This window comes from Flavobacterium sp. UBA2787 (assembly GCA_002352205.1).
Classification (GTDB): Bacteria; Bacteroidota; Bacteroidia; order Flavobacteriales; family Flavobacteriaceae; genus Flavobacterium.
Genome location: DEHZ01000004.1, coordinates 1 through 20,478 on the forward strand (window position 1 = coordinate 1; position 20,478 = coordinate 20,478).

Consider the following 20,478-nt stretch of genomic DNA (forward strand, 5'->3'; position numbering starts at 1 on the left):
GTTGGGTTGGGGTTAACGGTGACTATTCCACTAGCAGAAATTGATTGACAACCAGTTGTTAAATCGGTTATAATTACACTATAAACACCCGCTTGAGTAGTCCCGAAACTTGCTACATTACCCGGATTGGTTCCTGAAGGAACTGTCCAGTTATAATCATATGGTCCTACACCACCTGGTGTGGCTGTTACAGTAGCTGCAATTCCATCACATACAGTTGAATCGTTGACTGTAACAGTTACGGCAGGATGTACTGTTAATGAAAAAGACGCTGTTCCAAAATTAGTTGTTGGATTAGCAATTTCTTCCACACGAACATAGATAGTTTGAGTTGTACCATTATATGCATTTGCAGAACCAATTGGTGCTGCTCCTACATTTGCATCGGCTTGACTTGTATGGTAAGTAATGTTATGCAAACTTGAATCCAATCCATTTAAAGCGGCTAAATCATTTTGTGTTAAATCAAAAATTTCAAATCCATCATCAGAAACATCATCACATAATTCTAGTGGATCAGCTTGAGGATCTAGTCCACATGGGTTCCATTGTATTAAAAAAGGTTTAATTCTATTACATCCTGTATTAAAATCTAAAACTCCGGCATAAATTGTTTGCGGATTACTTGTTGCAACAAATGTTGTAGGGTCTACAATTTGATCCAACAAAAACTCCGCATCACTTTCCGTTAAAAAGTAACCAACACTAAAATCAAAAGGATTACCTGTACCAATCACTACGGCATCATTTTCTGTTAAATCAAAAAGATTTTCACACTCAACTAAGTCATTTGCATCAGAACCAGAATCTGGAAAGACTTCTACTAAGAAATCTCTTTCTACACTAGTTACACCACTACATTGTGTATATGTTGCTTGTGCGGTGTAAACAGAAGTTACTGAAGGACAAACAGTTATAGTTGTATCTGTACTATATGGTGCTCCATTTTCTAACCACTGAAATGTTGTTGATGATGGCCCTGAAGGTGTAAATCTGAATGCCTTATCAGTAGCAGACCATGCTCCGGTGTTATAACCTGTTGGTGTGTATGCTAAAGTACCTGCGGCATTTTGAATTCCAATCAAACCATTACCACTATTCCATCCAGGACAAGGTGTTCTGCGTTGAACATATACTTCAATAATATTAGATATTTCATATAAAACTATTTGGGAAGTCTGCAGACCAACACTATTATTACACGAAAACTGTGGTAGATTAGCAAAATTAGCAATAAATTTTCTACAAGGATAAGTTCCTACAACAGCATATGTAGCACTAATTTGTGCAGGTGGTGTGGGAGTTACTGCAAAATTAGTGTCTTGATAAACACCATATATAGCATTTCTAATTGGAAAAGTAGCATTAGGAATGGTTTGTGTAAAAGGCCAAGGACAATAACTTCCTCCAGCTTGAGGATTAAATGTTATAACTCCATTAGTTCCTACATTGACGCTCGTGTATTGATTCCCAAAGAAGCAAAAAACAAATGGTGGGTCGGCAGGATTTGGATTTGGAAAAACAAATGGTGCAGCCCATTGATCATCTCCATTTACTCCACCTGGAGGAGCGGGATTTCCATATAATTCATTCCATGGAGCACCGCTATTTATGAAAGGTGCTTGAGGACAGAAATCTATCTCACTAACTGTATATTGTGTAGTTGTTCCAAAATCCACGTAAGATGCGGTTAATTCAACACAATCACCAACTTCACAGATTTGAGCTGATGAAGAATCTCCCAAATCTACACCTCCAGCTGTAACCGTGGCACAACCATTAAGATTAATTGTTATTGTAACACTACCTGAAAGTGGTGCTGTACAACCCGGAGGATTTTGGAAAATACTTACTAAATTAAAAACAGTTGTTGAACTCAAAAAGGGTGTTGTAAATGAAGCTGTTCCTGCAGCATTAATTGGTATATTATAGAATCCTCCTGAACTAGAAGAAATAGTAATATTCGTATTTGGTGTTCCACTAAATGTTAGAACTGTTGATCCAGGACAACCCGCAACATCTCCACTTGTAAAAGCAGCAGTAGCAGAAATTGTTTGAACAGTAACTATTACAGATTTAGAGAGGTTACAGGTCACATCGGTTACAAATTCAATATCATCAATAGCAAAATCATTTCCAGCGGCAGTAACTACCCTATCGAATATGCAAATTTCTGCTGTTGTATCTGAACCTGAGTTCCAAGTATATGTTCTTTGTACCCATCCACAAGCGGTAGATGGAGCAAGATTGGAACCTACAGATGTACCATTAATCATTACTTCAAGATTGGCTGGATTTGGAGTAGCAACCGTTTGAACCCAATAAGAAAAAGTGTAATCTTGACCCGGTGTTACCGGTACTGTTTGACACCAAACTTTATCATTTCCTGCATTGGCCACTGAACCATCCAAAACCATCATATTACCAGTTCCTGAAGTATTATCAGTACAATTTGAAAAACCTGCAAACCATGTTTGAGAATTTGTTACTACTGCATAAGCACCTTGAACACCAACTGGATTTACAGGATCCAAATATTGATAATCCGTAGTAAAACCTGTGTTGCCTAACGAAAAATCGCCGTTAAAAATTAAATTTCTTGATGCAACAGATGTTGAATTGACTGTATAAGTTGTTGTATTATTTGGACTTACTACAACTGAAGCACTATTCGGGTTAGTTAGTGACGGATCTGCGGGAACTGCTGTCCAAACATAATTATCACCACCTGATGCGGTTAATGTGGCAGACTCCCCTAGACATATCGTTCTGTTGGGGGTAACTGTTAAATCATTTGGTTCGGTTATAATTATTCCTGAAACGGCCGCTGAGTTTCCATCTGAATCTGTAACTGAGGCACTATAAGTTCCCGGAGGAAGTCCGACAAAAACACCATTAGTTGTGTTCGTAAGATTTACTGGGCCTGCTATGGAATAAGAAGTATAAGGTTGTGTACCTCCTTGACCATAAACAACAATTGAACCATCATCTTGACCAAAACACGAAACATTTATAGCCGAATAATTAACTTCTAATGCATCTAAACGTTCTAAAATAATTTCATCAATTGCAAAATCATTTCCAACGTCACTTTGATTGATATTGAATAATTCAAATCTTCTGTAAGGAGCACCAGGCTCAGAAACAGTATATTCGAAACTAACCTCTTGCCAACCTGTTGATGGATTTGTAACAGTATAACTTCCTGTGAAGTAAGTAGCTGCCGCAGCCATAACTCTAAAACCAATTTCAGGTTGAGGGTTGGTATTATTGACTGATCGTATGAAGAATCTAAAACGATACGTTTGACCAGCCTCTAATAAAATATCTCCATTTGTTTTCCAAAAAACTTCTGATTGATTATGTGCTCCATCACAAACCATCATTAATCCTGTTCCGGTGGTATAATCGCCTGAATTGACAAAATTGTTTGTGTTGAGTAAAAACGGATTATTGATAATTGCATACTGTCTCGGAACACTATTTGCCTGACCAGCTCCCGGATTAGTGAAATTATAGTCGGATTGGAAACCAATTCCGTTTCCTTGCTCAAAATCTCCATTTGGAATTAAATTCTGAGCACTTAAAAAGCTGATTAAAAGACAACTAAACAAACAAAATAGTATTCTTATATTCATAATTTGGAATTTTTAAAGCTGGAAATTTACATATTTTTAACTTATAATTATCTTAAAATTTCTAAATTTTACAATTCAATTTTTTATACCTGAAAATTTCCTTGTTTTGTTTATCTTTGCAGACTTTATAAGTTTACTTATTTATACTATATTTAATGAACAGTAACGATACTTTTTCCGATGATTTAGGAGATAACCACATTGGAACTTCTGTGGATAATCCGGTAAGAAAAGATGCATTTGATTTAACCGATGATCAAAAAATCGAATTAATCAAAAAAGATGTAACCAATATTTTGAATACATTGGGAATGGATTTAACCGATGACAGTATGAAAGGCACTCCGAACCGAGTAGCAAAAATGTTTGTCAAAGAAATTTTTGGTGGATTAAATCCGTCCAGAAAACCGAGTTCTTCTACGTTTGAAAACGGATATAAATACGGTGAAATGTTGGTTGAAAAAAACATCACACTTTATTCTACTTGCGAACATCATTTGCTTCCTATTGTGGGAAGAGCTCATGTGGCCTATATTTCGAGTGGAAAAGTAATTGGTTTATCTAAGATGAACAGAATTGTGGATTATTTTGCAAAACGTCCGCAAGTTCAGGAAAGACTTACGATGCAAATTGTGAAAGAATTGCAAAAAGCTTTGAATACCGAAGATGTTGCTTGTGTGATTGATGCAAAGCATTTGTGTGTAAATTCAAGAGGAATCAGAGATATTGAAAGTAGTACGGTTACTTCTGAATTTGGTGGAAAATTTAAAGACGAGAAAGTTAGAAGAGAGTTTTTGGATTATATTAAATTAGATACGAAGTTTTAGGGAGAAGTAGGTTTCAAGTTTCGGGTTGAAAGATTGACTAGAAATTGAAAGTTAGCACTGAGCCCTAGCCCCGATAGCAATGGAAATCCTTGCGAAAAAAAAAGTATATTTTTGTTAGTGTTTTTTTGCGACCAACGGAAGCACAAAAAACACTTAGAAAAATAACTTTTTTTGACGAAAGATTGGAATGGATAGCGGGATTAGCTTCTTATTCAGTCGCTCCCGATAGTTATCGGAATCAGTCGCAGTTTTCAGTTGGGAGTAATTAGTTTGGAGTTAAAAAAATATAGAAATAATAATGAAGTTATACGAAAATCAGACCTTAAAAATATACAATTCGCTTTCGGGTGAAAAAGAAGTTTTTAAACCAATTCACGAAGGAAATGTGGGAATGTATGTCTGTGGACCAACGGTTTACAGCAATGTTCACCTTGGAAACGTGCGGACTTTTATGAGTTTTGATGTGATTTTTCGTTATTTTCTTCATTTGGGATATAAGGTTCGCTATGTGCGAAATATTACTGATGCCGGCCATTTGGAAAATGATGCGGAAGAAGGTGAAGACCGAATTGCCAAAAAAGCACGAATCGAGCAGTTGGAACCAATGGAAATTGTGCAACGTTATACGGTTGATTTTCATACGATTTTGCATAAATTGAATTTTCTTCCGCCAAGTATTGAACCAACCGCAACCGGACATATTATTGAACAACAGGAAATTATACAAAAAATTATTGATAATGGTTTTGCCTATGAATCGAATGGTTCGGTCTATTTTGATGTAAAAAAGTTTAATGAAACACATCATTACGGAAAATTGAGCGGCAGAAACATTGAAGATATGATTGCGAATACACGTGATTTGGACGGTGTTTCGGATAAAAAGAGTCCGCAAGATTTTGCCTTATGGAAAAAAGCGGAACCACAACACATTATGCGTTGGCCTTCGCCTTGGGGAATTGGTTTTCCGGGTTGGCATTTGGAATGTACAGCAATGAGTACCAAATATTTAGGTGAAACTTTTGATATTCACGGTGGTGGAATGGATTTGAAATTTCCTCATCACGAATGTGAAATTGCTCAAAACGAAGCGTGTACGGGCCACAGTCCGGTGAACTTTTGGATGCACGCCAATATGCTGATTTTGAACGGTAAAAAAATGGCGAAGTCAACCGGGAATTATATTTTACCAAACGAAATTTTTAGTGGTGAAAATGAAATTTTGAGTAAATCTTTTTCACCCAATGTGACGCGTTTTTTTATGCTTCAAGCACATTATAGAAGTGTTTTGGATTTTTCTAATGATGCGATTGTTGGTTCCGAAAAAGGATTTAATCGCTTGATGGAAGGAATGGATTTGTTGGAAAAATTAAAAACCGGCTCCACCTCTACTTTGGATATTTCAGCTTGGAAAAAAAGTTGTTATGAAGCGATGAATGACGATTTTAATACACCTATTTTAATTGCTCAGTTGTTTGAAGGAATTCGTTTTGTGAATTTGATTAATGACGGAAAAGAAACGATTACGGAAAATGATTTGAACGAACTGAAAGCAACTTTAAAAGGATTTATTTTTGATGTTTTGGGAATTACAGACGAAAAAACTACCAACGATAATTCTGAAAAATTAGAAGGCGTAGTTAATTTGATGATTCAGATGCGAAACGAAGCTCGTGCGAATAAGGATTTTGCTCTTTCGGATCAAATTCGTGATCAACTTTTGTCTGTTGGAATACAGTTGAAAGATGGGAAGGATGGGACGAGTTTTAGTGTAAATTAGTTAAGATTGTTTCAGGTTTCAGGTTTCAGGTTGGATTGAATACATATGAAATCACTTTGCCATTGAATTAGTTTATTCTTAAGAAATCTCAATCAATGCTAAAAAAAATAATTCAGTTTCCTTTTATTTTTCTGATTCGGTTTTATCAAACGGTGATTTCGCCATTAACTCCGGCAACGTGTAGATTTGAACCTACTTGCTCACATTATTCTGCGGAAGCAATTCAGAAACACGGCGTTTTAAAAGGGATTTGGCTTTCTGTAAAACGAATTTCCAAATGCCATCCGTGGGGAAAAAGTGGTTATGATCCTGTTCCCTAATTTCATTTTTTAAGAATTAATTAAATGTTCGAAATTGCAAGTTCTGCGAAATTCATTTACATTTACGTCAAATAACATATTTATGGTTACATCGTTTTTGGCTTTTGTCTGGAATCCATCTGAAGGAATTGAAATTGGTTCTTTTGTAATTCGCTATTATAGTTTGATGTTCGTGGTTGCTTTTGCGTTAGGCTGGTATATCATGAAACACATTTTTAACAGAGAAAATGAACCTTTGGAAAAACTGGACAGTTTATTTATTTACACTGTTGTTGCTACTTTAATTGGTGCTCGATTGGGACATGTTATTTTCTACCAATCTGAGTTATTTAGAGAAGATCCGTTGAGTATCCTCTTGCCTATTCGAACAAAACCAGAATTTGAGTTTACCGGTTTTTCTGGATTAGCGAGTCATGGAGCAGCAATTGCTATTATTTTGTTTATGATTTACTTTAGTAAAAAAATCATGAAACAATCGTTGTTATGGATGTTGGATCGCGTAGTAATTCCGGTTGCCAGCGGAGCAATATTTGTACGATTAGGGAATTTTTTCAATTCTGAGATTGTTGGACATGAAACTAATTCTGCCTTTGGAATTAAGTTTGTTCAAGATTTTTACAGTAAGAATGATGCTGTTTTAAACACTAAAATAGCTGATCCTAAAGAAGCGTATAAAGCCATTTCTGAAAACCCTGATTATGCTTTTTTATTGGACAAAGTTCCGGCTTTGCATCCTTCACAGTTGTATGAAGCATTTGGTTACGTTTTTGTTTTTCTGATTTTGTTCTTCATGTATTGGAAAACAGAAGCAAGAAAAAAAGAAGGTTTACTTTTTGGAATGTTCATGGTTTTACTTTGGTCGGTTCGATTTGTTGTTGAATTTGTAAAAGCCAGTCAAGGTGGATTTGAAGAGTATTCGGCCTTTAATGCTTTAACAACCGGACAATGGTTAAGTATTCCATTTGTATTGATTGGTTTGTATTATATTTTTAGACCGAAGAAAGTGTAATTTTGCTAAGAATAAAAACTCTCTTTAACTAGATTATGACAGAAAAAAAATTTGACTCGAAAGATGAAGAAATTATAAAAAAAGAACTAAAGCAAACTCTCAAAGTTGGCTTTCCAATATTTATTTTCCTATCATTTATTACTTTAGGAACTTTTGTGATTCCAATAGGTTTTTTAAGTAGAACTGCCAGAAGAATGGGAGAATATACTACTTTGTATGAAATACATAAAGAAGTAGCTGTTATGGTAACAATTGTAATTTATATATTAGTCTTATTATCGTATATAATTTATTTTAAATTGTTTGAACTTCTATCTGATAACAAAAATAAAATAAAAGATGTCAAAAAAATTAAAGTATTAAGAATTAATGAACTAAGTGAAAAAGAAAAAAAACAGTGGTCTACTTTAAATAAAAACTATACACATCAAATATATATCAACTATAACGACAAAAAGTATTTTAACTCAAATATAAATCCAGAATTATTGAACGCTACAATCAAAGAAATAGAATATTCTAAGGCAGCAGAAATATTATTAAGTGAAAAATATTATTAAAATTTTTATTTCAAAATAATATTGTATTTTATCAAAGAACAAAATATATTGTTAAGTAGTTTGTTAGAGAACGATTCCTGTACTGTTCTACTTGTAAAATATTTTTTTCATTATAAAAATAGTTTCTATTACAGCTTTCTTCTTAAGTAAAAAGCATCTTGAATTGGAGTAACCTTAATTTTTATGTTATTTCATAATTTGGCAATAAGATGAAATTCATTTTGAAAAATTGTGACATAATATCAACATAAAAAGTTTTGAAATATTTCTAGCCGGAAACATGAAAAAGAACCTGAATTTTTGTGATTTCAGAAAGAGATAAATTGTAATTTATTCTTGACCGAAGCTGAAAGGAACATGATTTCATTTTTTAGCCCCGACCTTGCCTACCGGCAGGCAGGTTGCAGTGGAAATCTTTTTGTTGGAGAGCTTTGCTCGAGAACAAAAAATTGGAACGGAAAGCGGGAATATGGTTTACTGAAAAAGCCCGAGCCATTCGCTCATAAAAATTTTTAAACGCTACAATTGCTTACGACTTTAGAGTAGTAAATATTTCTTATTTATGAGATTAATTTAAATGTAAACTTTGAACGTAATTTTTTTGGTTACTATCCAAAAAACAAAACCCGACACAAGGCCGGGTTTATTTTTATAAGTAATAAATTTACTATTCTTCTTTCTTTAAAGCTCTTTTTCTTTCTTCTTGTTTGTTCACTGTATCAGCCATTAATGGTGTTGCAATGAATAAGGAAGAATAGGTACCAACCAAGATACCAACCAAAATAGCAAATACGAATCCACGGATGGTTTCACCTCCTAAGATAAAGATGGCAAACAATACAATTAACGTAGTTAATGATGTATTAACTGTTCTACTGATTGTTGTGTTTAATGCTTTGTTTACAACTTGATTAAACGTTCCTTCTTCATGTGTTCCTAAGAACTCACGCACACGGTCAAATACAATTACCGTATCGTTTAACGAATAACCAATTACAGTAAGAATTGCAGCGATGAACGCTTGATCAATTTCCATGTTAAATGGTAAGTACTTCCAGAATAAAGAGTAAACTCCAAGTACGATGATCACGTCATGGAATACGGCTCCAACAGCACCTAATGAGAACTGCCATTTTCTGAAACTAATTAATAAGTAAAGGAAAACTACTAATAATGAACCTAATACTGCCCAGTATGAATTTGTTTTGATGTCTTCTGCAATGGTAGGACCAACTTTAGAAGCTTGTAAAATTCCAATTTCTTTACCTTCATAATTGGTAACAAAATTTTCATAAGATGTGTTAGGGAAATAAGATTTTAATCCTTCAAATAATTTTTCATTTACTTCTTTATCAACCCCTTCACTCTCTTCGTTTACCTTATATTTAGTGGTAATTTTTAACTGATTATCATTACCAAACGTTTTTGCTTCTACATTAGTTCCAAAAGTTTCGGTTAGAGCAGAACTAACTTCACTAGCAGTAACTGCTTTATCAAAACGAACTTGGAAAGTACGTCCACCCACAAAGTCAACACCTTGATTTAATCCGTTCACAAAGAACAAAGAAACCAAAGAAATAATTACTAACACACTTGAAATAGCATAAGCAATTTTCTTTTTACCCAAGAAATCAACATTCATGTTTTTAAACCAATTATGTGTCATTGGTGTAGAAAAAGAAAGATTTTGATTTTTCTTCACGCTCCAATCCAAGAATAATCTTGTAATGAAAATAGACGTAAATAATGATGTTCCAATACCAATTAATAAAGTGGTAGCAAATCCTTTGATTGGACCTGTTCCGAATACTAATAAAATTAATGCTGTTAAGGCTGTTGTAATGTTTGCATCAAAAATAGAAGACATTGCACCTTTCCAAGTGAATGAATAGTTAACAGCTTCTTCTAATGTTTTGCCTGCATCTAATTCTTCTTTTGCTCTTTCAAATATAATTACGTTTGCATCTACCGCCATACCAATGGTTAAAACGATACCGGCGATACCAGGCAAAGTCAATACAGCTCCTAAACTTGCTAAAATTCCGAAGATAAACAAGATATTCACTAACAACGAAATGTTTGCATAAATACCAGCTTTTCCATAGTACAAAATCATCCAAAGAACAACTAATACCATTCCGATAAGGAAAGACAACATACCATTATCAATAGCTTCTTGACCTAATGATGGTCCTACTACATCCGATTGAACAATATCTGCTTTTGCAGGTAATTTACCAGCTCTTAAAACGTTAGCTAAATCTTTTGTTTCATCAATGGTAAAACTTCCTGAGATTTCAGAGCTTCCACCGGAAATTGGCCCTGTAGAAACACCCGGTGCAGAATAAACAATATTATCTAAAACAATCGCAATGCTACTTTTTTGAGTAAAAGCTTTACCTGTTAATTCTTCCCATTGTTTGGCACCTTTACCATTCATTTGCATGGATACGGCTGGTTTTCCAAATTGATCAAAAGTTTCTCTGGCATCTACAACAACACCACCACTAATAGCTGGTTTTCCTACTCGACCGTCAGATTTTAAAGCATATAATTCAACTGCTTCTACTTTTTCTTTTTTCTCGTTATCAATGGTTGTTGGTTTACCCCATACAAAACGAGCAAATCGCAACTCAGGAGACAACAAAGCTTTGCTGCTACTTCTGTTTATATACTCATTAATAACCGCAGTATCTTTTGGTGCAAAATAGCCTAAAACAGGACCACCACCATATGATAACATTTTATCAAATAAAGGATTATTTCCTTTTGCGTTGGCTAAAGAATCTTTTGAAGCATCAGTTAATAAAGAATCAATTCCAGTTTTAGTAGTTTCTTTTATATCAACTTTTACTTCAGTTGCTTTTAAATTTTCGTTTAATTGACCTAAGAAAGGAGCAACTTCTTCAAATTTATGCGTTTCCCAAAACTCTAATTGAGCTGTACTTTGTAATAAATTTTTAATACGATCAACATCTTTCGCTCCCGGTAATTCTACTAAAATTCTTCCGGTTTCACCTAATTGTTGAATGTTTGGTTGTGTTACACCAAATTTATCGATACGTTTTCTAAGTACTTCAAAAGCACTTAAAACAGATTCGTTTACTTTTCTTTTAATAACTGCTTTAACTTGAGCATCAGTCATTTTTAAATCAATCTCACCATCTAAGTTTTTGTTGAAGAAAACATCAGGCGACGCTAATTTTACTTTTCCTTTTGATTCTGCATCAAAAGCTTCAAAAAAGGCATCCAAATAGGTTTGATTTCCTTTGATGTTTTTAGTTGCATCAGCTAAGGCTTTATTGAAAACCGGATCTTGTGATTCGTTTGATAAACCAACCAAAATGTCTTTTACAGAAATTTGAAGGATTACGTTAATTCCTCCTTCAAGGTCAAGACCTTTATTGATTTGCTTATCTTTTACCTCATTATAAGTGTAATCTGTAAAACCTAAATTGAACACTTTTTCTCTGCCGATTGAGTCTAAATATTTAGCTTCTTTAGCTACATCATCTCCGGCAAAAGCTTTGGCATCCGATTTAACTTTATTGGCTACAAAAGTGAATGAAAGTTGGTAAATACATACCAATGCAAATAAAATTGCGAAAAATTTAATAAGTCCTTTACTCTGCATTATTACTTGAATTAATTAATTTTTGTTGGTTAAGGTTTTGATTTATAAGTAAAAAGAAAATAAGTCATTCTTTTCGATTTTATAAAACGTGCAAATATATAATTATGAATAGGATTAACCAATTTATTTATCGATTAATCTCAAAAAAAAGACTGCAAAATTGCAGTCTCTTCTATATTATATGAAAAATATTATGCTAAAACCGATTTTAAATCAGCATTCATTGCTCTAACTGCATCAGCACTTTTGGCAAATTTTGCTTTTTCTTCTTCGTTTAAGTCAATATCAACTATTTTCTCAATTCCGTTTTTACCTATTATACAAGGCACACCGATACAAATATCGCTTTGACCATATTCACCTTCTAAAAATACAGAACAAGGAATCATTTTCTTTTGATCGTTTAAAATGCTATCCACTAAGTAAGCTACCGAAGCTCCTGGTGCATACCAAGCTGATGTACCTAACAATGCTGTTAACGTTGCACCTCCAACCATTGTGTCGGCTGCTACTTTATCCAATTTTTCTGCTGATAAAAATTCAGAAACCGGAACACCATTATAAGCTGCTAAACGAGTCAACGGAATCATTGTGGTATCACCGTGACCACCAATTACCATTCCGTGAATATCATTAGCAGGTTTATCTAATGCTTGTGACAAATAGGTTTTGAAACGTGAACTATCCAACGCACCACCCATTCCAATGATTCTGTTTTTTGGTAAACCGGTTGCTTTCAACGTTAAATACGTCATTGTATCCATTGGGTTTGAAACCACAACTACAATTGCATTTGGCGAATGTTGTAACAAACTTTCCGCTACTGATTTTACAATCCCGGCATTAATTCCGATTAACTCTTCACGAGTCATTCCCGGTTTTCTTGGAATTCCTGATGTAATGACAACCACATCACTTCCGGCCGTTTTTGAATAATCGTTCGTGCTTCCTGAAACTTTTGTATTAAAACCTAGCGTGGTTTGCGTTTGCATAATATCTAGTGCTTTCCCTTCGGCAAAACCTTCACGGATATCTAACAATACAATTTCGCTGGCAATTCTTCTGTAAGCAATTGCATCGGCACATGTTGCACCCACGTTTCCTGCTCCTACAATGGTAACTTTCATTTTATTAATTTTTATATTTATATAATTTCTTATGCGTCAATTTTAGCGTAAACCGCATTTTTCTCAATAAACTCTCTTCTTGGCGGAACTTCGTCACCCATCAACATTGAGAAAACGCGATCTGCTTCGGCCAAACTATCAATAGTTACTTGACGTAGCGTTCTGAAATCAGGGTTTAATGTGGTTTCCCAAAGCTGTTCCGCATTCATCTCTCCCAAACCTTTATAACGTTGAATCGCAGCAGAACCTCCTAAACGTTGATTAATCAAATCACGTTGATCATCATTCCAAGCATATTCTTTTTTGTTTCCTTTTTTCACTAAATACAAAGGTGGTGTTGCAATATAAACGTGACCGCCTTCAATCAATTCTTTCATAAATCGGAAGAAGAATGTTAGAATCAACGTAGAAATGTGACTACCATCCACGTCGGCATCACACATAATAACTACTTTATGGTATCTTAATTTTTCTAAGTTTAAAGCTTTAGAATCTTCAGATGTTCCGATGGTTACACCCAACGCCGTGAAAATATTTCTAATCTCTTCGTTTTCAAAGACTTTGTGATGCATCGCTTTCTCCACATTCAAAATCTTACCACGAAGCGGTAAAATCGCTTGAAATGCTCTGTCACGACCTTGTTTTGCCGTTCCACCTGCCGAATCTCCCTCGACTAAGAAAATTTCACATTTTTCAGGATCTTGCTCAGAACAATCCGAAAGTTTACCCGGCAATCCACCACCGCCTAAAACGGTTTTACGCTGCACCATCTCACGAGCTTTTTTCGCTGCGTGACGAGCTTGTGCTGCCAAAATTACTTTTTGAACAATGATTTTTGCATCATTCGGATTCTCTTCCAAATAATTCTCTAACATTTCCGCAACCGACTGACTTACCGGAGAAACAACCTCACGGTTACCTAACTTGGTTTTAGTCTGTCCTTCAAATTGTGGCTCTTGAACTTTTACCGAAATAATAGCAGTTAATCCCTCACGGAAATCGTCTCCGGAAATTTCAAATTTTAATTTATCTAATAAACCTGAACTATCGGCATATTTCTTCAACGTACGCGTTAATCCCATACGGAAACCTTGCAAGTGCGTTCCACCTTCGTGCGTGTTGATATTGTTTACATACGAAAAAATATTCTCAGAATAACTTGTATTGTACACCAACGCCACTTCCACCGGAATTTCGCCTTTTTCATTATCCATGCTAATCACATGCGAAATGATTGGCTCACGGTTTCCATCTAAAAACTTAACGAATTCTTTCAAACCTTCTTTCGAATGGAAAGTTTCAGTAACTAATTCGCCTTTATCATCCAAATGTCTTTTATCACACATTGTAATGGTGATTCCTTTATTCAAAAAGGAAAGTTCACGCATACGAGCGGCCAACGTATCATACGAAAACTCGATCGTTTGTGTAAAAATAGTAGTATCCGGCTTAAACGTAACCATTGTTCCGCGTTTGGTAGTTTCACCAATTTGCTTCACAGGATACATCGCTTTTCCACGTTCGTACTCTTGTTCGTATATTTTACCATCTCTAAAAACGGTCGCTCTCAAATGGTCAGAAAGTGCGTTCACACACGAAACACCAACCCCGTGAAGACCTCCGGAAACTTTATACGAATCTTTATCAAACTTACCTCCCGCTCCAATTTTGGTCATAACCACCTCAAGAGCCGAAACGCCTTCTTTTTTATGAATATCTACTGGAATTCCACGTCCGTTATCTTCAACCGAAATGGAATTATCTTCGTTTATAAAAACAGTTATGGTATCACAATGTCCGGCCAACGCCTCATCAATCGAGTTATCCACAACCTCATAAACCAAGTGGTGCAAACCTCTCACACCTGTATCGCCAATGTACATGGAAGGACGCATTCTCACGTGCTCCATTCCCTCTAATGCCTGAATACTATCTGCTGAATAACTATTCTTTTTGATTTCTTCGCTCATATAAATTTAATGCTAAAATGTATTTTTTGTCAAACACGCAAATATACGGAATTGTGAGGGATTTTCTATGTTAACTCCATCACAAAGAAGATAAGTTATTAACAAATTGTTGATTTATTTTTACTGTTTTTTGAAGATTTTTATTGAGAATTTATAAGAAAAATATTGATTTGGGCGTGCCCCTCCGACAAGCTACGGGTCAGGCTTTTCGTTGCAAGTCCTCGTCCAAAGGTTGGTTTTTGTCGGATTGTGCTCGGCTTCTTTGGTCGCCGGCACAAACCGCAAAAACTCAACCTTTGTCCTGCGGGCTTTTCACTTCAATCCTTCACGCAGGTGAAGTGCTATAAAAAAATTGACAGTTCTCAAACATATTTTACAACGTCTCCAACCACAATTAATATCCAACAACATATTTTAATACGTCTCGAACCCCTTTCAATAGGTTCACCAACGTAATAAAAGTATTTCTAAATCACAAAAGAGGAGTCCCCCTTCTCACGAAGTCTCCCGACTTCGTAGCATCAACTTAGTTCACAACCAAAATATATGTAAACTATATAACCCTTCCCCAAAATTCTATAACAAATTTCTGCAATAACAGTAGACCTTTACAATATAGTAATGAGGTCGCTACAACTATGAACCTAACCTAGTCATTCACAAATTTGTGAAAGCTTTCAACCGCTGTATTTCCGATACTAATCAATCTTTTTTGAAGGTACGCCATAACGGCACCATAAATAAATAGTAACTAAAAAACTAAGCGTATGAAAGCAGCAGTTGTTCACCCCGGTGGTAAAATTAAGTATGAAACAGTAGCAGACCCTACAATTCAAAAAAGTACAGACGCAATTATTAAAGTAACATCCACTGCCATTTGCGGTAGCGATTTACACGTTTATAACGGCAGTCTTCCTATACTTCAGCCAATGGTCATGGGTCACGAATTCATGGGAATTGTGGAAGAAGTTGGTCACGATGTCAAAAACATAAAAGTAGGCGACCGTGTCGTTGTTCCTTTCCCTATTGCGTGCGGAAGTTGTTTCTTCTGTAATAATCTATTGCCGGGAAGTTGCGAAAACAGTAACCCTGACCACTATGGTCCCGAAGGTGCTTTACTAACCGAAAAAGGTGGAGCAATGTTTGGCTATACCGAGTTATACGGAGGTTATGATGGAGGTCAAGCCGAATATGCCCGAGTACCGTATGCCGATTTTGGTCCACGGGTTGTGCCTGATAATTTATCCGATGACCAAGCATTATTCCTCACAGATATTTTCCCAACAGGTTACACAGGTATTGATTGGGGCGAAGTAAAAGGCGGCGAAACCGTTTTAATCTTCGGTGCAGGTCCGGTTGGTATTATGGCAGCAAAAAGTGCTTGGTTACGTGGAGCCGGTCGTGTTTTAATTGTTGATACGGTACAATATCGCCTTGACAAAGCCATTCGAACAGCCAATGCTGAAGGTATTTTATGGGAAGAAGGCGATGGTGCAAATGTGGTCGATTATATCAGATCAATCACCAATAATCGAGGAGCCGATGTGTGTGTAGAGGCAGTAGGTTTTGAACCTGATAGAAACTTGATTGACCGAACCAAAGCGGTTATCAATTTTGAAAAAGGTTCGTCTAAAGTGTTAGAAGCTTGTATGAGTGCCGTTCGAAGAAATGGTATTGTCTCTGTTTTGGGTGTATACATCGGAACCTATGATAATTTTCCGGTCGGACAATTCTTTGATAAGGGAATTATCTTAAAAGGTGGACAAGCTCCCGTGCATAAACACATCGACTTATTATTACAATATGTAGTAGAAGGAAAAGTGAAATTAGATGACATCATCACGCATCGTTTACCACTTTCGGATGTAGAACACGCCTACCATATTTTCAGACACAAAGAAGAAGATTGTGTGAAAGTTATTTTAAAACCATAAATAAGTTACCCGATAATAAAATAAGTGAATCCAATTATTTCGCCTATTAAGTTGAAGAAATAATTTAAGGAATCAATAATTATAAAAAATGTTTAATATAAAGCGTGTAAGACGATGAAAATAGTAGATATCAAAGTAATGCGTGGACCTAATTACTGGTCCGGATACAGAAAAAAACTAATTGTTATGAAACTTGACATTGGCGAATGGGAACAACGACCAACAGATACCATTGATGGTTTTGGCGAAGCATTGAAACGCGTTTTACCGTCTTTGCAAAGTCATCGCTGTTCTATTGGTGAAGAAGGTGGTTTCTTTGAACGCGTCAAACAGGGTACTTGGCTTGGTCACGTCATCGAACACATCGCTCTCGAACTGCAAACATTAGCCGGAATGGAATGTGGCTACGGAAGAACCCGTTCTACCAACACATCCGGAATTTATCACGTTGTTTTTTCCTATACTAGCGAAAGAGCAGGAATCTACGCCGCCAAAGCTGCTGTGAATTTAGTTGAAAAACTAATCAACAACGAACCCTATTCTGTTGACGAAGATATTCAAGAATTAAAACGCCTCAACAACAGAGATAAATTTGGTCCAAGCACCTACTCCATCGTCGCGGAAGCCGAACGCAGAAACATTCCATACACCCGACTCAACAGCAATTCATTGATTATGTTGGGACAAGGTTGCAATCAGAAAATTATCTGTTCCTCAGTTGCTTCCACGTCAAGCAGTATCGCCGTTAATATGGCTTCCGATAAAGAAGATACACGAAATTTATTAGCCAAAAACTATATTCCGGTTCCAAAAGGCACACTCGTTTATGACATTACTGAATTGGAAGAAGCTATCAACGAAATCGGTTTTCCCATCGTCACAAAACCAATCAATGGCAATCACGGACGAGGAATTACAACCCGAATCAACACCATCGAACAAGCCATTAATGGTTTTTATGAAGCTAAAAAAGTTTCCCGAAATATCATTGTCGAAAAATTTATCAAAGGAAATGATTATCGTTTTTTAGTCATCAATTACAAACTTGTTGCGGTTGCCAAACGCACTCCGGCAATGGTTGTTGGCAATGGTTTTTCCACCATTTCAGAACTGATTGATGCCACCAATAAAGACGAACGAAGAGGAATTGGTCACGAAAAAGAACTTACCAAAATAAAAATTGACGCAGCACTTGAAGCTATTTTAGATGAAAAGAACCTTGCGTTAAATACAATTTTACCATTTGGAACTGTTTTATACTTAAAAGATACCGCCAACATCAGCTCCGGCGGAACAGCAGAAGATGTCACCGATTTAGTGCATCCTTCCAATGTTTTTATGGCAGAACGCATCGCACGTTTAATGAATTTAGACATCTGTGGCATTGATATTATGGCAGAAGACGTTGCAGAACCCATCACCAACCAAAACGGAGCAATCATTGAAGTCAACGCAGGTCCCGGACTCAGAATGCACCTTTCTCCTACCGAAGGAACGCCAAGAAATGTAGCAGAACCTTTAGTAGAAATGCTTTTCCCAAATAACGCAGAATCGCGTATTCCACTTGTTGCCGTGACAGGAACGAATGGTAAAACAACCGTTACCCGATTAATCGCCCATTTGGCACAAACTGCAGGACATCATACCGGTTATACTTCCACTGACGGAATTTACATCGATGGAAACCTAATTCTGAAAGGCGATTGCAGCGGTCCGGCCAGTGCAGCAGTAGTTTTGCGTGATCCATTAGTCGATTTCGCCGTACTCGAATGTGCCAGAGGTGGCATTCTTCGGTCCGGTTTAGGGTTTGATAATTGCAACATTAGTATCGTAACCAATATCACCGACGACCATTTAGGTTTAAACGACATTGACACCATTCATCAACTCGCAAGAGTAAAAGCCGTTGTTCCGCAAAGCACGTTTGATCACGGTTATGCGATTCTGAATGCCGATGATGATTTGGTTTTCCGTATCAAACGAAGCCTCGATTGCAATATCGCTTTGTTCAGTATGGATGCCAATAATCCACGCATCATTAACCATTGCCGCGAAGGTGGATTAGCCGCTTTTATCGAAAACAATCGTTTTGTCATCAGTAAAGGCGAATGGAAAACAACCATCGCAGAAGTGTCTCAAGTTCCGCTGACCTTCTCGGGCACGTGCGAGTTTATGATTAAAAATATTCTTCCTGCTTTGTTGACCGCTTCGATTAGTAATTTTTCGTTAGAAGCAATAGCTGCCGGACTTCAAACGTTCATTCCTTCTCCCGAAATGACACCGGGCAGAATGAATCATTTTAAATTCAAAGATTTTATTTTGATGGTCGATTATGCTCACAACACCAGCGGATATGAACATATGGAAAAATATATGAATCAAGTTCAGGCAACCCAAAAAACAGGTGTTGTTTCTGCCACGGGCGACCGTCGTGATGAAGACGTTAGAAGCATCGGCCGATATGCCGGACAAATGTTTGATAAAATAATTCTCAAACACGACAGAAACAACCGCGGACGAACCAAAGAACAACTCACCACTTTACTTATGGAAGGCATCCGAGAAGTTAACCTCAACGTAGAAGTCACCATCGTTTCCGATGAAACCGAAGCCATTCAGTATGCCATTGATAGTGCAAAAAAAGGCGAATTCATTTTTGTGTGTGCAGATGATATTCCAAACACCCTAGCCTATGTGCAACAACAATTGGATTTTGAAAACGCCCCGATCGATTTAGGAGCGGTTATATAAAACTGTAAATCTAAAACTTCTTATTTTTTTTGAGCATGCCCCTCCGTAAACTACGGGTCGGGCTATCCGCTGCATCCCGATAGTTATCGGGATCGTTCGTCGTGCCTCCTCTCTGTGGGCTTTCCGCTGCTATCCCTCATGCGGGTGAAGTGCTAGGAAGATATTTCATTTTAAAAATACAGATTTACATTTCATTCAACAATTATCAGGAAATAACAGTAGCAAAACAACAAAAATTTACACACACGTCAGTACCAAAAGTATTTAACAGATAAAAGTCGAATTGACGATTTGTAAGAATATAAATAAATTGTATATTTGATTATATTACGCTATAAAGTAGCGGGTATAAACAAGTTGTGCAACATTATGAAAAAAACAATAATACTTCTTTTAATCTTTATTTTGGTGGCTTGTTCTACTAAAAAAAATACGCTGGAATCAAGTAATAAAAACGAAAATTTTATTATTAATAAAGACAGCGTTAGCATAATTACGCCCTACATTGAAATAAAAGAAAAATCAAATTTTTCCTTTATTGAACATCCAGACAAAAGGGAAAGCTTAACTAAATTTACGATAGAAACTTTGACAGCTGAATATCCAAATGCAGAATACATTGAAGTACCGTTCTTGTTCAAGGATTACAGAACAATCAATTCGTCAGTGGAAAGAGGAATAAGTTATAAATCCGAAAATGTGCCTGCTGAACTTCTTACGGACAAACATAAAAATTCAATTTTTATATCTATAAATGGTTATTTTGGAGATATAAACAGAGGAGTTATGATGTTGTATGTAATTGATAATAAAAATAAAAAGTGGAAAATGATAGAAAGATTTGTTTATGATAATAGTCCATTAGAAACTGACAAAACCAAAAAAAGAATCTTGAAATCATTGGAAAAACTAAAATAACGTTGCACAA

The 20,478-nt window shown here is 36.0% G+C and carries 11 protein-coding genes and 1 pseudogene; 8 read left to right on the forward strand and 4 right to left on the reverse strand.

Annotated elements, in window-relative coordinates:
• Positions 1 to 3,638, reverse strand: a pseudogene (locus B4N66_RS02865) (hypothetical protein); the annotation flags it as partial.
• A 155-nt stretch (positions 3,639 to 3,793) separates the two neighbouring features.
• Between B4N66_RS02865 and folE the strand changes: the two are divergent.
• The 5 genes from folE (at position 3,794) to B4N66_RS02890 (ending at position 8,134) form a co-directional block, all read left to right on the forward strand.
• Positions 3,794 to 4,465 (forward strand): GTP cyclohydrolase I FolE, encoded by a 672-nt coding sequence (gene folE, locus B4N66_RS02870; protein WP_291092232.1) that lies wholly within the window; start codon positions 3,794 to 3,796, stop codon positions 4,463 to 4,465.
• A gap of 298 nt (positions 4,466 to 4,763) precedes the next feature.
• Positions 4,764 to 6,245 (forward strand): cysteine--tRNA ligase, encoded by a 1,482-nt coding sequence (cysS, locus tag B4N66_RS02875; RefSeq protein WP_291092233.1) that lies wholly within the window; start codon positions 4,764 to 4,766, stop codon positions 6,243 to 6,245.
• Positions 6,246 to 6,340: 95 nt separating this feature from the next.
• The gene (yidD, locus tag B4N66_RS02880) at positions 6,341 to 6,565 is read left to right on the forward strand and encodes a membrane protein insertion efficiency factor YidD (RefSeq protein WP_291092234.1); all 225 of its coding nucleotides are present in this window, start codon (positions 6,341 to 6,343) and stop codon (positions 6,563 to 6,565) included.
• Between the two features lie 82 nt (positions 6,566 to 6,647).
• Positions 6,648 to 7,574 (forward strand): prolipoprotein diacylglyceryl transferase, encoded by a 927-nt coding sequence (lgt, locus tag B4N66_RS02885; protein ID WP_291092235.1) that lies wholly within the window; start codon positions 6,648 to 6,650, stop codon positions 7,572 to 7,574.
• Positions 7,575 to 7,609: 35 nt separating this feature from the next.
• The gene (locus B4N66_RS02890; protein ID WP_291092236.1) at positions 7,610 to 8,134 is read left to right on the forward strand and encodes a hypothetical protein; all 525 of its coding nucleotides are present in this window, start codon (positions 7,610 to 7,612) and stop codon (positions 8,132 to 8,134) included.
• Between the two features lie 667 nt (positions 8,135 to 8,801).
• Here B4N66_RS02890 and secDF read toward each other — a convergent pair.
• The 3 genes from secDF to gyrB form a co-directional block, all read right to left on the reverse strand.
• Positions 8,802 to 11,768 (reverse strand): protein translocase subunit SecDF, encoded by a 2,967-nt coding sequence (secDF, locus tag B4N66_RS02895; protein ID WP_291092237.1) that lies wholly within the window; start codon positions 11,766 to 11,768, stop codon positions 8,802 to 8,804.
• Positions 11,769 to 11,959: 191 nt separating this feature from the next.
• Entirely contained in the window at positions 11,960 to 12,895 is a 936-nt protein-coding gene (mdh, locus tag B4N66_RS02900) for a malate dehydrogenase (protein WP_291092238.1), read from the reverse strand.
• A 29-nt stretch (positions 12,896 to 12,924) separates the two neighbouring features.
• On the reverse strand, positions 12,925 to 14,865 hold the full coding sequence (gyrB, locus tag B4N66_RS02905) for a DNA topoisomerase (ATP-hydrolyzing) subunit B (RefSeq protein ID WP_291092239.1): 1,941 nt from the start codon (positions 14,863 to 14,865) through the stop codon (positions 12,925 to 12,927).
• Positions 14,866 to 15,632: 767 nt separating this feature from the next.
• Between gyrB and B4N66_RS02910 the strand changes: the two genes are divergently transcribed.
• From B4N66_RS02910 to B4N66_RS02920, 3 genes are all read left to right on the forward strand, one after another.
• Positions 15,633 to 16,799 (forward strand): zinc-dependent alcohol dehydrogenase, encoded by a 1,167-nt coding sequence (locus B4N66_RS02910; RefSeq protein ID WP_291092240.1) that lies wholly within the window; start codon positions 15,633 to 15,635, stop codon positions 16,797 to 16,799.
• A gap of 114 nt (positions 16,800 to 16,913) precedes the next feature.
• Entirely contained in the window at positions 16,914 to 19,550 is a 2,637-nt protein-coding gene (cphA, locus tag B4N66_RS02915; protein ID WP_291092241.1) for a cyanophycin synthetase, read from the forward strand.
• 369 nt (positions 19,551 to 19,919) lie between these two features.
• A complete protein-coding gene (locus B4N66_RS02920; protein WP_291092242.1) occupies positions 19,920 to 20,468 on the forward strand; it encodes a hypothetical protein in 549 nt (182 codons plus the stop codon).
• Positions 20,469 to 20,478: the final 10 nt, after the last annotated feature.